The organism is Magnetospirillum moscoviense (assembly GCF_001650635.1).
In the GTDB taxonomy this organism is placed as follows: Bacteria; Pseudomonadota; Alphaproteobacteria; order Rhodospirillales; family Magnetospirillaceae; genus Magnetospirillum; species Magnetospirillum moscoviense.
Genome location: NZ_LWQU01000130.1, coordinates 1 through 14958, shown reverse-complemented (window position 1 = coordinate 14958; position 14958 = coordinate 1). Strand labels below are relative to the sequence as shown.

Here is a 14958-nt window from a genome sequence, read left to right as displayed (position 1 = left end):
GCGAGCAGGCTTGCCAAAAAGGATGAGGTTAGCGTCGAAGCCGCACTTGTGGCATAATTAGGGCAGGAGTCTTAGTCGAGCCTTGGATGCCTGAAGGGGGGCATTGGTCCGATGAACGCGGTGTCGCCAGTTCCGAAGCTCGTGGTGAAGATCACGCCACAGGTGGTTGTCCAAGCCCACTCGGGCGGGACTGTCATCGTGCCCGGCGGCGATCTTTTGTTGACCGCCCAGTTCGTCCGTTCGGGTCACGATCTGATCCTGAAGGGCGAGGACGGCCAGCAGGTGATGGTGGCCGGCTGGTACGAACAGCCGAATCCGCCCAGCCTGGCCACTGCCTCGGGCGCTCAGATTCCCGCCGATCTGGCCTTGATCCTGGCCGGGCCGCTGGCGCCGGGCATGTTCGCACAGGCCGGCGATCCGATGGGGGCGCTGCAATATATCGGCATCGTCAGCAAGGTCAGCGGGCCGGCCTTCGTACGCCATGGCGACGGCACCCGCGAGCCGCTGGCCCTGAACGCCAAGCTGGCCCAGGGCGACGTCATCGAAACCGGCGACAAGGGGGCGGTCGGCCTGATCCTGGCCGACAGTTCGACCTTCGCGCTGGGCGCCAAGGGCCGCATGGTGCTGGACGACATGGTGTTCGATCCCGGCCGGCCCAACGAGGCGCATTCCCAGGTCTCGGTGGTGCAGGGCACCTTCTCGTTCGTCTCGGGCGAGGTGGCCAAGGCGGCGCCCGATGCCATGAAGGTCAGGACGCCGGTGATGACCATCGGCGTGCGCGGGACCACGGTGGCCGGCTTCGCCGCCGCCGAGGGCAGCAACAACACCGTCACCCTGCTGGACCAGGGCGCCGGCACCGGCCAAATCTCGATCGCCACCGCCGGCGGTACCCAGGTGATGAGCCAGCCGTTCCAAAGCATGCAACTGACCAGCTTCACCCAGCCGCCGCCGCCGCCGGTGACGCTGACACAGGCCCAGGTGCAGGCGCAGTACGGCGACGCCATCTCGGCCCGCCCGGCACCGCCGCCGCCGGGGCAGAACCCGATCTCGCCGCAGAACCAACAGCAGCAACAGCAGCAGGGCCAGCAGGGACCGGCCGAGGGCGGCCCGAACGCCGGCGCCACCGGCACCGAGGCCGCCGCCGCCAAGGAAGCGGCCGCCAAGGAAGGCCAGGCCGCCGCCGAAGAGGCGATCAAGGAAGCGGTCAAGGAAGGGCTGATCCCGGAAGGAGCCGCCAAGGAAGCGCTGGCCGAATTGCAGGCCGCCGCCGATCTGTTCCTGTCGGCCACCGACCTGCCGGGCGGGGTGTCGGGCTCGATCTACGGGGTGTTCACCCAGCCGGGCGCCATGTATGGCGACGCCTTCGGCTCGCTGGGATTCTTGAGCGGCGGTCAAAGCATCGCCGACATGCTCAATCCGTTGGCCGAAATCGGCGACGTCGCCGAGCAGTTCGCGCCCGAAAATCAGAACCAGACATTCCAGGATTTCCTGGCGGCGGTCAGCGACCAGGCCGAGAAGGCGTTTATCGAGAATCTGCTGGCCAACGACCCCAACATGCCGCAATTGGACGTGGAAAATCCGACCACCTTTTCCCAAAAGATCAATCTGACCGCGGGCAACGATTCCGTCACCGGGTCGGCGGGCGAGAACACCAGTTTCTATATTCACGACGACCCCAACTCGACCGTCGGCGGCACCGACAGTATCGGCGGCGGTGACGGCACCGACCAACTGGCGATCGACGGCATGGACGACATGTGGGTCAAGATCGTCACCGACCAGGCGACCCTCAATTCCGGCCAGGCCTTCTTCTATTCGACGCTGTCGGGAACCTTGGCCGATGTCATGACCTATTCGGGCATCGAGGAATTTCTGTTCTCGTCGTCCCAGGTCATCACCGACTACACCAGCAGCTCCTCGTTCAGCTATGGCAGCGGTCCGCAATCCCTAAGCAGCGTCGTGCCGATCAAGAACATGGGGGCCGACAAGACCGGCTATGCCTATGCCGGCAGTTCGTCCGCCGATACCATCGCGATTCCCGACGATCTGATGATGGCCGGGCTGGTGGCGTTCGGCAAAGGCGGCGGCGACACCTTCTCCATCAGCAATGGCGGCAACCTGCTGCTGGCGGGCGGATCGACTGCCACCGACAATGTCGATACCAACGCCGACAGCCGGCCGGACAGCAACCTCAACCATTTCAACTTTTCCGGCCTGACCAGCACCGACCTGACCACCAGCACCACCGCCAGCGGCTGGGGCCAGGACGGCATGTGGGGTCTGTCCTTGGTGATTTCCGGCGTCACCGGTCAGATGGGCGCCGATTTCGAGGCACTCGACCGCTATTCCGGTTCGCCCTCGGTCTTTGATGGTGGGGCGGCCAAGCTCAAGGTGCTGGCCTGGGATGCCGGCGACCTGACCCTGTCGGGCGGCAATGACAATCTGATCACCCAGCCGTTCCAGAATTTCGGGCATCTGCATAATCTCGATTTCGGGGCCGGCATCGATAACGCCACCATCGATTTGCGCTTTGGCGGCGGGTTGGTGTCGTTGGCCGGCGGGGCCGACAACGATTCCATCAGCGTGATCTGCAATTCCTTTGCGACCGCCGACACCATGAGCCTGGACGGCGGCACCGGCACCGACACGCTGGACCTGTTGGGCACCATGCCCGGCCAGATGACCTTCGACAACATCACCGGTTTCGAGACCATCAATCTCGGCAACAGCAATTACGACAGTTCCTTCAACGTCACGCTGGCCGATTCGACGGCGCCGACCACCGGCTTAACGGTCGATGCCCACACCAACGGGACCACCTCGACGGTCATTCTCGACGGCTCGGGCGAGACCTCGGCGGCCCTGATCCTGTGGGGTGGCAAGGGCGGCGATACCCTGATCGGCGGCATGGGCGGCGACACCCTGATCGGCGGCCAGGGCACTGACAGCCTGACCGGCGGTAACGGCGCCGACGTGTTCGAGTTCCGCCAGTACGGCACGCCGCTGGTCAACGGTGTGGTCGCCGACATGTCGCTGGGCACCGACACCATTTACGGCTTCACCTCGGGTGTCGATGTCGTCCGCCTGTCCAACCCGACCTTCGCCATGGGCACGTCGGGGGCGCTCAGCGTGACCGCCGGGTCGATCGAGTATATCGAGACCGCCACCGCCCTGACCGCAACGGCGACCGACCTCAATGGCGGCGACGCCTCGACCGGCAAGGCAATCGTTATCATCGGTGACGGCAGCAATCCGCTGCAGGTGTGGTACACCGAGGCGCAGGAAGCGGCGAGCACCAGCAATTCCTACCAGATCGCCACCCTGGACGGCGTGACCAGCCTGGCCGGCATCGCCAACAGCGACGTCGATCGCGGCAATTAACCTTTCCACACACTCATCAGCCGCTCAGTTTCCGTCCGCGCCTTGGCGACGTTGGCCGCCTTGACATGGCCGAAGCCGCGCATCGCCAGCGGCTGACGGGCGATCTCGGTTGCTAGGTCCAACTTGTCGGCGGTCAGGTTCGACAGCAGGTCGTCCAGCACCCGCTGATACTCGTCGATCAAGGCGCGTTCCAGCCGGCGCTCGGCCGAATATCCGAACGGATCGAGCCAGGTGCCGCGCAGGCTCTTCAAGTGCTTGAGGCCTTCGAACAGGGTCAGCATCCATGGGCCGAATTTGTATTTGCGGGTGCCCAGCCACGGGGGCGCCAAGTGCGGCAGGACCTTGTCCCAGCTTTCGAACTGGGCCTTCAATTGGTCGTCCAGGCCGCCATACAGCCTTGCCACCTCGTATTCGTCCTTATAGCTCATCAGCTTGGCCAGCGAGCGGGCCACCGCCTCGGTCAGGCGGGTCGAGCCCGGGGCCAGGTCGGTTTCGGCGGCGCGGGCGCGCTCGACCCAGGTGCGGTAGCGCGCCGCCCAGGCTTGATCGCCCCAGGCGGTCAGATGGACCATCCGGGCTGCGATCAATTCGTCCAGATTTTGTGACAGGGCCGGGGCGGGGTGGGGATCGGCCAGGGCCTCGACCTGTTTGCGGTCGTGAGCGGCGCGGCGGCCCCACAGGAAGGCGGCGCGGTTGAACTCGACCATGGCGCCGTTCAGGGCGATGGCGCCGTCGATGGCCTCTTCCGACAGGGGGATCAGGCCCTTTTGCCAGGCCAGGCCGACTAGGAACAGGTTGGTGGCCAGCGCGTCGCCCAGTAATCGCGTGGCGATGCGACCGGCATCGATGAAGTGGCCGGCCCCTCCAACGGCATTATTGATGGCGTCATGCATCGAGCCGGCCGGATAGGCCAAATCGGGCGCATGGGTGAAGCTGGCCGGCATGGTCTGGTGGTCGTTGATGATGGCCGCCGTGCGGCCGGCCTTCAGTTTGGCCAGGGTGTCGAACCCGGCGGCCACCACCATGTCGCAGGCCAGCAGCAGATTGGCGCCACCATCGGCGATGCGCACGGCATGCAGGCGGGCCGGGTCGTCGCACAGCCGCACATGGCTGACCACCGCGCCGTTCTTCTGGGCCAGACCGGTCTGATCGAGCGCGGTGACCGCCTTGCCGTCCAGATGGGCGGCCATGCCCAGCACCTGGGCGACGGTGACCACTCCGGTTCCGCCGATGCCGGTGACGATGATGCCGAAGGGTTGGCGGCTATCGGGCAGGGTGGGGGACGGCAAATCGCCCGCCCAGTCGGCGGCAGCGGCCCGCTTGGGCGTCGCGTTGGTGACGGTGACGAAGCTGGGGCAGAAGCCCTTCAGGCAGCTGAAGTCCTTGTTGCAGGCCGATTGGTCGATGGCCCGCTTGCGGCCGAACTCGGTTTCCACCGGCACCACCGCGACGCAGTTCGACACCTCGCCGCAATCGCCGCAGCCCTCGCACACCGCCTGGTTGATGAAGACCCGCTCGGGCGGGTCGTCCATCAGGCCGCGCTTTCTGCGCCGACGCTTCTCGGCGGCGCAGGTCTGGTCGTAGATCAGCACCGACACGCCGGGATGCTCGCGCAAGGACCGCTGCAGCGCGTCCATGTCGTCGCGGTGATGGGTACTGGTGCCGGGCGGCAATTGGTCGGCATAGGCGATGGAACGATCCGACACCACGGCGATGCGGGTCACCCCCTCGGCCCGGACCTGGGCGGCGATGGCCGGCACCGACAGCGGCCCATCGACCGGCTGGCCGCCGGTCATGGCCACGGCGTCGTTGTAAAGAATCTTGTAGGTGATGTTGACGTTGGCCGCGACACAGGCGCGGATGGCCAGAAGGCCGGAATGGTAATAGGTGCCGTCGCCCAGATTCTGGAAGATGTGCTGTGTGGTGGTGAACGGGGTCTGGCCGATCCATGGCGCACCTTCGCCGCCCATATGGGTGAAGGTCTCGGTGCGGCGCTCGGGCATCCAGGTGGCCATGTAATGGCAGCCGATGCCGGCGGCGGCGCGGCTGCCGTCGGGCACGTTGGTCGAACTGTTGTGCGGGCAGCCGGCGCAGAAATAGGGCACGCGGGCAAAGCCCTGGGGCACGGCCTGCAAGGCGGCTTCCTTGGCATCCAGCCAGGCCAGGCGCTCGCGGATGCCAAGCGAGGTGTAGAAGCGGCCGATGCGGGCAGCGATGATTCGGGCGATCATCGCCGGCGTCAGCTCGCCATGACTGGGCAGCAGCGGCGCGCCGTCCTGGTCTTGCTTGCCGACCACGCGCGGGCGCACGTCTTCCCGCCAATTGTAAAGCTGGGCCTTCAGCTGGTCCTCGATGACCGGGCGCTTTTCCTCGACCACTAAAATCTCGTCCAGTCTCTCGGCGAAGGCGCGGATGCCGTCGGCCTCCAGCGGCCAACTCATGCCCACCTTGTAGACCTTGAGGCCCATGCGGGCGGCGTAATCCAGGTCGATGCCCAGATCGTCCAGCGCCTGCAGCACGTCCAGATGGGCCTTGCCGGTGGTGACGATGCCGAAGCGCGGCTGGGGCGAATCCACCACCACCCGGTCCAGATGGTTGGCCCGCGCGAAGGCCAGGGCCGCCTCGATCTTCGGCCCCATCAGACGCATTTCCTGTTCCAGGAAGCGGTCGGGCCAGCGGATGGCCAGGTCCGGCCGCTGGCCCGGGGTAAGGATGGCAAGCCGCCACGGATCGACATCGACCAGGCCCGAGCTTTCCACCGTCTCGGTGATCGCCTTCAAGCCCACCCATAGACCGGACCAGCGCGACAGCGCCCAGCCCAGCAATCCGTAATCCACCAGTTCCTGCACGTTGGCCGGGTTCAGCACCGGCATCTGGGCCGCCATCAGCACCTGTTCGGACTGGTGCGCCAGCGTCGAGGATTTGCAGCCGTGATCGTCGCCGGCCACCACCAGCACGCCGCCATGGCGGGCGGTGCCGGCCGAATTGGCGTGCTTGAACACATCGACCGAACGGTCGAGGCCGGGGCCCTTGCCGTACCACAGGGCGAACACCCCATCGACCAAGGCGCCCTCGAACAAGGTGACCTGCTGGCTGCCCCAGATGGCGGCGGCGGCCAGATCCTCGTTCAGGCCGGGGCGGAACACCGTGTCGGCTTGCTTCAGGAATTTCTCGGCCCGCCACAATTCCTTGTCCAGCCCGCCCAGCGGACTGCCGCGATAGCCCGAGATGAAGCCGGCGCTGTTGATGCCGGCGGCCTTGTCCCGGGCGCGCTGCAGCATCGGCAGCCGCACCAGGGCCTGGATGCCCGACAGCAGCACCAGCCCGGAACGGGCGGTATATTTGTGATCCAGGGTCAGATTCGGGGTGACGGACATGGTGGCCTCCCTTGATTTGACGTGGGGAGGAAAGGCGGATTTCGGAAGAGGTGGCGAAAAAACGCAATCAAATCATTAAATTGATGTCGATCAGGCAACAAACTTGCCAATTCGCCGGCCAATTTGAGGGGGTGATTTCCGGGGCCGTCCGGGGTATATCAAGGGCGTCATTCATATCAGGGTCGTCTCATGAGCGTTCTCGTCACTGGCGCCGCCGGATTCATCGGTTACCACACCTCGCTTCGCCTGCTGGAGCGCGGTGAAAAGGTCGTCGGGGTCGATAACCTCAACCCCTATTACGATCCGGCCCTGAAGCGCGCCCGTCTGGCGCGGCTGACCGAGCATCCGGGCTTTTCCTTCATCCAGGCCGACATCGCCGAACGCCCGGCCATGGCCGAAGTGGCCGAGTTGTTCCCCGACATCACCGCCTATATCAACCTGGCGGCCCAGGCCGGCGTGCGCCATTCGCTGAAGGCGCCGCACGACTACACCCGCTCGAATGTCGAGGGTCATCTGGTCCTGATGGAAATGGCCCGCAACAATCCCAATTGCCGCCATTTCGTCTATGCCAGTTCGTCGTCGGTCTATGGCACCAACACCAAGCTGCCCTTCTCGGTCGATGACCGGGTCGATACCCCGATTTCGCTTTATGCCGCCACCAAGCGCTCGTGCGAGCTGATGAGCCATTCGTACTCGCACCTGTACCGGCTGCCGACCACCGGACTTCGCTTCTTCACGGTGTACGGCCCGTGGGGGCGCCCCGACATGGCCGCCTTCCTGTTCGCGCGGGCCATCGTCGACGGCAAGCCGATCCATGTCTTCAACAATGGCGACATGCGCCGCGACTTCACCTATATCGACGACATCGTCTCGGGCGTCATCGGGGTGCTGGACAATCCGCCCAAGGATGAAGGCGGCCTGCCGCCCTATCGCATCTACAATATCGGCAACAACTCTTCCGAAAGCCTGATGGATTATGTCGGGCTGATCGAGAAGTGCCTGGGCCGCAAGGCCGAATACGTGCTCGAGCCGATGCAGCCGGGTGACGTCAAGGAAACCTATGCCGACATCACCGCCATCCAGCGTGACGTCGGCTTCGCGCCGACGACGCCGATCGCGGAAGGCGTGCCCAAGTTCATCGAGTGGTTCAAGACCTATCACGGGCTGTGATCCGGCGCCCATAGGGCGCGGCCAAGGGGCCGCAGGCCCCGCCCGGCGAGGGCCTTGAAATCCGAATTATTCGGATTTCGTATGATAAAGGGCCTCGAGCTGGGCGCCGAACCGTTCGCGCACCACATGGCGGCGGACCTTCAGTGTCGGGGTCATCATGCCGTTGTCGGTGGTGAAGGGCTCGGCACACAGGACGAAGCGGCGGACCTTCTCGATCGGTGACAATCCAGCATTGACATGATCGACCGCGTCGGCGACGGCGCGGCGAAAAGCGGGCAGGGCGCACCACTCGGCCAACTCGCCGGCTTGGCCATTGTCCCTGGCCCACTGGGCCGCCCAGTCGCCGTCGGGGACCAGCAAGGCCACCAGATGCGGGCGGCGGTCGCCATGCACCATCGCCTGGGCGATTTCCGGGCGCAGGGTCAACAGCCCCTCGACCCGCTGCGGCGAGACGTTGTCGCCGCCCGAGTTGACGATGATGTCCTTCTTGCGATCGGTGATGCGCAGATAGCCGTCGGGATCGATTTCGCCGATGTCGCCGGTCTTCAGCCAGCCGTCGGTGTCGATGGTGCGGGCGGTGGCGGCGGGGTCGTTCCAATAGCCGGTCATCACCACCTCGCCGCGGACCAGGATCTCGCCGTCCTCGGCGATGGCCAGCTCGATGCCGGCCAGCGGCGGGCCGACCGTCTCGATGCGGATACGGTCGGGCGGGCTGCAGGAGATGGCCGGCCCGGCCTCGGTCTGGCCATAGCCCTGCAGGATCGGCACGCCCAGCGCGGTGAAGAACAACCCGACCTCGGGCGCCAGGGGCGCGCCGCCCGACACCAGCGCCTTCAGGCGGCCGCCGAAACGAGCCGCGACCTTGGTGCGCACCAGCCGGTCCAGCGCCTTGTCGGCCAGCCAGTCCAGCGGCCCCAGCCGCCCGTGCAGATATCGCTTCCGGCCCAGGTCAACGGCCTGGTGGAACAGTTTGGCCTTGGCGCCGCCTTGGCGCTCGACCGCCTTGAGAATGCGCGCTCGCATGCTTTCGTACAGGCGCGGCACGGCGGTCATGATGGTGGGCCGGATCTCGGCCATGTTGGCGGCCAATTGCTCCAGCCCCTCGGCATAGACGATCCGGGCGCCGATGGTGATGGGGAAGATCAGCCCGACGGTGTGTTCATAGGCGTGCGACAGCGGCAGGAACGACAGGAAGACCTCGTCGGCCAGGCGGACCCGTTCCAATAGCCGGAAGGCGCCGGCGCAATCGGCGATCATGGCTCCGTGCGACAGCATGACCCCCCTTGGCGCACCCCCGGTGCCCGAGGTGTAGATCAGGCAGGCTATGTCGTCGCGGCGAATGTCGGCGGTCTGACGGCGAATGAGCTGGACGACGTCGGGCTCGGCCTGGGCGGTTTCGGCCCAGTCCAGCACCGTGACCTGATGGGCCTGGTGGCGCTCGGGCATGTCCAGACAGATGATTGTCGGCGGTCGGGCCGAGCGGACGGCGGCCTCGAGTACCCGCTCGGCCAGGGCGGCGGTCGAGACCAGGATGATCCGCGCCCCCGAATCGGTCAGGATGTGCAAATGGTCGGCGGCATTGTTGGTGACATAGGCCGGCACGGTGATGCCGCCGGCCAGCATGATGGCCAGGTCGGCGATGGCCCATTCCGGGCGGTTTTCCGACACCAGCATGACCCGGTCGCCCGGGGCCAGTCCCAAACCCTTCAGGCCCGAGGCCAGGGCCAGGGCGCGGTCGCGCGCCTCGGCCCACGAGATGGAACACCAAGCCCCACCCTGCTTGGCCGCCAGGAAGGGCTTGTCGCCCAATTGGTCGGCCTGCGCCAGGAAAATGGCCGGTATGCTGCGGGCCGCGTCGTAATCGATGGACATGGGGGCCTCCCTCCCTTAGCTGTTAGTTCAACGCGTTTTTCGGTCCGATGGCAAGGAGGCTCCCGGCATGAACCACATCGACACCCTTCCCGAATGGGATCTGTCCGACCTTTATGCCGCGCCCGATTCGCCCGAACTGGCCCGCGATCTCGACGATGCCGAGGCCCAGGCCAAGGCTTTTTCCGAGCGCTTCGCCGGTCGGCTGGCCGATCTGTCGGGGGCCGAGTTCGGTGCCGCCATCGCCCTTTACGAGCGCCTGGGCGAAGTGATCTATCGCGCCCTGTCCTATGCCCAGTTGCTTTATTCCGGCGACCAGACCGACCCGGAACGCGCCCGCTTCTATCAGGGCATCCAGGAACGGGTGACCGACATCTCGACCCACACCTTGTTCTTCACGCTGGAAATCAACCGCCTGGACGATGCGGTGCTGGCCGCCAAGCAGGCCGACCCGGCCGCCGGCCATTATGCGCCGTGGCTGCGCGACGTCCGGGTGTTCCGCGATCACCAATTGTCCGACGAGTGCGAGAAGCTGCTGCACGAGAAGTCGGTGGCCGGGCGCGCCGCCTGGAACCGCCTGTTCGACGAGACCATGGCCCGGCTGCGCTTTCCCATCGGCGGCCAGTCGCTGACCTCGGCCGAGGCCCTGCATCTGATGAGCGACCGCGACCCGGCCAAGCGCCGCGAGGCCGCCAAGGGCTTGGGAATGGTGCTGGGCGAGAACGCCCCCTTGTTCGCGCTGATCACCAACACCCTGGCCAAGGACAAGGAGATCGAGGACAAGTGGCGCCGCTACGCCCGGCCGCAATCGTCGCGCAACCTGTCCAACCAGGTGGAAGACGAGGTGGTCGATGCCCTGGTCGCCGCCGTCAGCTCGTGCTACGAGCAATTGAGCCACCGCTATTATCGGCTGAAGGCCAAGTGGTTCGGCGTTGGTTGCCTGGATTACTGGGATCGCAACGCGCCGCTGCCCGATGACGACGATACCACCTTCACCTGGGGTCAGGCGCGTGACACCGTGCTGACCGCCTACCAGGCCTTCAGCCCCGAATTGGCCGGAATCGGGCGGAAATTCTTCGATTCCAACTGGATCGACGCGCCGGTTCGGCCCGGCAAGTCGCCGGGCGCCTTCGCCCATCCGACCGTCACCAGCGTCCACCCCTATCTGCTGGTCAACTTCCAGGGCAAGACCCGCGACGTCATGACCCTGGCCCACGAATTGGGCCATGGCGTCCATCAGGTCCTGGCCGCCGGCCAGGGCGGCCTGATGGCCGACACCCCCTTGACCCTGGCCGAGACCGCGTCGGTGTTCGGCGAGATGCTGACCTTCCAGTCGATGCTGGCGGGCGCCGCCACGCCGAAGCGCCGCAAGGCCATGCTGGCCGGCAAGGTCGAGGACATGCTGAACACCGTGGTCCGCCAGGTCGCCTTCTACCAATTCGAGAGCATGGTGCACGAAGAACGCCGCTCGGGCGAATTGTCGGCCGAACGGATCGGCGAAATCTGGATGAAGATCCAGACCGACAGCCTGGGGCCGGCGCTCTGCTTCCACGACGAATACAAGGCGTTCTGGACCTATATCCCGCACTTCGTCCACACGCCGTTCTATGTCTACGCCTATGCGTTCGGCGATTGCCTGGTCAATTCGCTTTACTCGGTCTACCAGCAGGGCGCACCGGGCTTCCAGGACAAGTATCTCGACATGCTGAAGGCCGGCGGCACCCTGCGCCACGGCGATCTGCTGGCGCCCTTCGGTCTGAACGCCGCCGACCCGGCCTTCTGGCGCCAGGGACTGGACGTGGTGGTGGGCTTTATCGATGAACTTGAAGCCATGTGATAAGTTAGTGGAGAGATGAGAATTCCACTTTCCAATCCTGCCTGCGGGTTCATACTATAACCGAATGGTTAGTGGGCTGTGCGTCGCATGGTCCTGTTCAGGGGATATGGCATGAGTTACCGGTTCAGCGAACAGTCCGGGACCGTCACCGTGACGTTCACCGGACAAATGAACTTCACCGTCAACGTCGAATTCCGCGAGTTGCTGGCCAACATCGTCGCGAAGCGCCCCCAGGCGGTGGTCTTCGACCTGTCGGAACTGACGATGATCGATTCCGTCGGGCTGGGCCTTTTGTACATCGCCCAGGAAGACGTCGCCGCCATCGGGGCCAAGCTGTCCTTGGCCCGACCGAAGGACAAGGTCGCCCGCCTGCTTGAGCTGACCGAGGCCGCAAAGACCTTCGAGATCATCCCATGATGATTTCTGGTCAGGAGAGCTGAGATGGCGGCCGATCTGTTTCTGACCGGCAAGGAGCGGTCATTCCGCCCCGACGAGATCATCGTGTCGAAGACCGACCGGACCGGCAAGATCACCTATGCCAACGACGTCTTCATCGCCATGAGCGGCTATTCCGAGGACGAGTTGCTGGGCGCCCCCCATTCGATCCTGCGTCATCCGGCCATGCCGCGCTGCGTGTTCCGCCTGCTGTGGGACGTGATCGAGCTGGGCGACGAAATCTTTGCCTATGTGCTGAACCGCGCCAAGAACGGCGACGAATATTGGGTGTTCGCCCACGTCACCCCCAATTTCGGCCCCGACGGCGCCATCGTCGGCTATCATTCCAATCGGCGGGTGCCCAAGCAATCGGCGGTCGACACCGTCAAGCCGCTTTACGCCCAGTTGCTGGAAATCGAAAAATCCAATCCCGATCGCAAGGCCGGCCTGGAGCAATCCTATGCCGCCCTGAAGGCCACGGTCGGCCAGTTGGGATTTTCCAGTTACGACCAGCTGATTTTCGCTATTTGTCGGTAGTGTCCTGCCCCCGAAATTCGCATAGCGAATTCCGGGGATAAGCAGGCCACTCATTTGTTGAATTGTGTGGTGATTCTGCAATTCGAATTGCCATGCGAATTTCAGAAACACCACACGAGGAGGCACCGATGTCGAGCCCAACTTCCGGCGGCAAGGCCCTGTGGGGCTGGATCGGCTTGGTCCTTCTGGCGGCGGCCGCTTTGGCGCTGGCGGTGAAAAGCGGGCTGGATGGTGTCGCCCTGGGGGTGCTGCTGCTGGCGATGGCGGGGGCCGCCCTGGCGGCGATCGGGCTGGCCGGCGGTGGCGGCGGGCAGAGCGCGACCGAGCGTGAGCTGATCCGCCGTTCGGCCGATGTGGTGATGGCGGCCTCGGCCGGCGACCTCAACGCCCGCATCCTGCGTATCGGCCGCGACGACGATCTGGGCCGGTTGCTGCACGGCGTCAACCGCTTGTTGGACCTGTCCGAGGAATTCGCCAAGGATACCGGCGCCGCCATGGCCCGGGCCGGCCGCAAGGAATATTTCCGCATCATCCCGGAAGAGGGGCTGCGCGGCGACTTCCTGACCTTCGCCCGCCTGATCAACAAGGTGCTGGGCGACATGGAGGAACGCGGCAAGGAAACCGCCGACTTCGAGGAAGCGGTCAAGGCGATGGTCAGCCAGGTCGCCAAGTCGACCGACGGCATCGCCAAGACCGCCGACCAGATGGCCCAACGGTCGGAACGGGCCGGCTCGCGCTCGATCGATGTCGGCGACGCCGCCCAGGCGACCTCGGAAAGCGCCCAGGCGGTGTCGGAAGTGACCCGCCAACTGGCCGAAGCCATCAACGAAATCTCGCAGCAGGTGACGCTGTCCAGCTCGGTCGCCCACGAGGCGGTGGCCAATATTTCCTCGACCTCGCAGCGGGTTAACGGCCTGGCCCAGGCGGTCACGAAGATCGGCACGGTGGTCCAGTTGATCAGCGAGATCGCCAGCCAGACCAACCTGCTGGCCCTGAATGCGACCATCGAGGCAGCACGCGCGGGCGAAGCCGGCAAGGGCTTTGCGGTGGTGGCGCACGAGGTGAAAAGCCTGGCCAACCAGACGGCCCGGGCCACCGAGGACATCACCAGTCAGGTCGGCGCCATCCAGAGCGCGGCGCGCGAGGCGGTGTCGGCCATCGACGAGATCGTCGGCACCATCCGCCAGATGGACGAGATCACCGCGACCATCGCCCAGGCGGTGCAGAAGCAGGAAGCGGCAACGCGCGACATCTCGGCCAACATCGAGGACGTGGCGCAAAAGGCGGAAGAGGTGTCGCACTCGGTGGCGGTGGTGTCGCAGGTGTCGGCCCAGGCCTGCGGCGGCACCATCCGCGTGATCTGGAGTGCCAACCTGCTGAGCGAGGTGGTGCAATCCTTGAGCGGCCGGGTCGAGCAATACCTGCAGAAAGTGCGGTGATCGGGCTGGGGGCTTGCGCCGTCCTGGTGGTGGCGGCCTTGGTCGCGCCGATCTTCCCTGAACCGGTCGGTCTGATCGCCGTCGGCCTGCGGCCGCTGGCTGCCGCCATGTTCATCCATGCCGCCGCCCGGGTTGGTGGCGGCTGCGGCTGCGCCGTCAGCCGCCCCTATGCCCTGGCCCTGGCCGGCAGCTTGGCGGCGCTGTTCAACCCCTCTGGCGTCTTCGTTGAAACCCGCTGGGGCTTCCCGCTGTTCCGCCCGCACGGGCCGGGCGAATTCGCCGTCGTGGTGACGCTGGTGCTGGTGGCGTGGGGGCTGGTGGTGGCCGTCCCGCTGCTCCGCCGGCCAGGCGGATTGCCGCTGCTGATCTTGGTGCCGCTGCTGTTGGCGATGGCGGTGTCGAGTGTCCTGGCCTTGGCCTGATTCGCTTGGGCTTATTTCGGTAAAATATTAACGGGTCGCCCGCCTGCTTTCTTTTGGTCTCCCCGCTTTCGAAAGCGGGTCGTGCCCCCCGAGGGTACGGTGAGAACCCCCTGAATTGGGCTGCTCTGACCTTGAGGACGACGTCGTCGCGAAAGTCGTAGGCGATGCAAGCCATTCTTTATTATCGCTGTCGGGCTTGGCCGGGCAATCAGGGATGTCCATGTCGCAGTGTGGGGGCGTGAGTCAATCTAACAGGCTGCGGAAAAACTCCCGTCATTCCCGCGAAAGCGGGAATCCATGCAGCAGCCACTCAATATCTTGTGGTAGGGATATTCATTTCGCCCCAACATGGACACCCGCCTGCGCGGGGGTGACGCTGGAATGGAAGGCGGAGCGAGTTTTTTAGCAGCCTGCTCTCATGTTCGCTGTCAATAGTTTCGCGCAGGCGGCTTCGTCCTGGCTTGGCCCAGGCGCTGGATTTCAGAGATGCC

The 14958-nt window shown here is 65.3% G+C and carries 9 protein-coding genes; 7 read left to right on the top strand and 2 right to left on the bottom strand.

Annotation, left to right across the window (positions count from 1 at the left end; genetic code table 11):
• The first annotated feature begins 144 nt into the window (after window positions 1–144).
• A complete protein-coding gene (locus A6A05_RS08200; RefSeq protein WP_172822226.1) occupies window positions 145–3381 on the top strand; it encodes a FecR domain-containing protein in 3237 nt (1078 codons plus the stop codon).
• Here A6A05_RS08200 and A6A05_RS08195 read toward each other — a convergent pair.
• The gene (locus A6A05_RS08195; RefSeq protein WP_068499288.1) at window positions 3378–6758 is read right to left on the bottom strand and encodes an indolepyruvate ferredoxin oxidoreductase family protein; all 3381 of its coding nucleotides are present in this window, start codon (window positions 6756–6758) and stop codon (window positions 3378–3380) included. The genes A6A05_RS08200 and A6A05_RS08195 overlap by 4 nt on opposite strands.
• 189 nt (window positions 6759–6947) lie before the next feature.
• Between A6A05_RS08195 and A6A05_RS08190 the strand changes: the two genes are divergently transcribed.
• Window positions 6948–7928 carry an NAD-dependent epimerase/dehydratase family protein gene (locus A6A05_RS08190; protein WP_068499286.1) on the top strand — a complete coding sequence of 327 codons (981 nt, stop codon included), beginning with the start codon at window positions 6948–6950 and terminating at the stop codon, window positions 7926–7928.
• A gap of 66 nt (window positions 7929–7994) precedes the next feature.
• Here the strand turns inward: A6A05_RS08190 and A6A05_RS08185 are convergent, their stop codons facing one another.
• A complete protein-coding gene (locus A6A05_RS08185) occupies window positions 7995–9800 on the bottom strand; it encodes an AMP-dependent synthetase/ligase (protein ID WP_068499285.1) in 1806 nt (601 codons plus the stop codon).
• A 67-nt stretch (window positions 9801–9867) separates the two neighbouring features.
• Here A6A05_RS08185 and A6A05_RS08180 point away from each other — a divergent pair, with 67 nt between their 5' ends.
• The 5 genes from A6A05_RS08180 (at window position 9868) to A6A05_RS08160 (ending at window position 14467) form a co-directional block, all read left to right on the top strand.
• Window positions 9868–11634, top strand: a complete 1767-nt coding sequence (locus tag A6A05_RS08180; protein WP_068499283.1) for a M3 family oligoendopeptidase — start codon at window positions 9868–9870, stop codon at window positions 11632–11634.
• Between the two features lie 111 nt (window positions 11635–11745).
• The gene (locus A6A05_RS08175) at window positions 11746–12051 is read left to right on the top strand and encodes an STAS domain-containing protein (RefSeq protein WP_068499516.1); all 306 of its coding nucleotides are present in this window, start codon (window positions 11746–11748) and stop codon (window positions 12049–12051) included.
• 24 nt (window positions 12052–12075) lie between these two features.
• On the top strand, window positions 12076–12606 hold the full coding sequence (locus tag A6A05_RS08170) for a PAS domain-containing protein (RefSeq protein WP_068499282.1): 531 nt from the start codon (window positions 12076–12078) through the stop codon (window positions 12604–12606).
• A gap of 128 nt (window positions 12607–12734) precedes the next feature.
• The gene (locus A6A05_RS08165) at window positions 12735–14045 is read left to right on the top strand and encodes a methyl-accepting chemotaxis protein (RefSeq protein WP_068499280.1); all 1311 of its coding nucleotides are present in this window, start codon (window positions 12735–12737) and stop codon (window positions 14043–14045) included.
• The gene (locus tag A6A05_RS08160; protein WP_068499279.1) at window positions 14042–14467 is read left to right on the top strand and encodes a hypothetical protein; all 426 of its coding nucleotides are present in this window, start codon (window positions 14042–14044) and stop codon (window positions 14465–14467) included. Before A6A05_RS08165 ends, A6A05_RS08160 begins: the two co-directional genes overlap by 4 nt.
• Window positions 14468–14958: the final 491 nt, after the last annotated feature.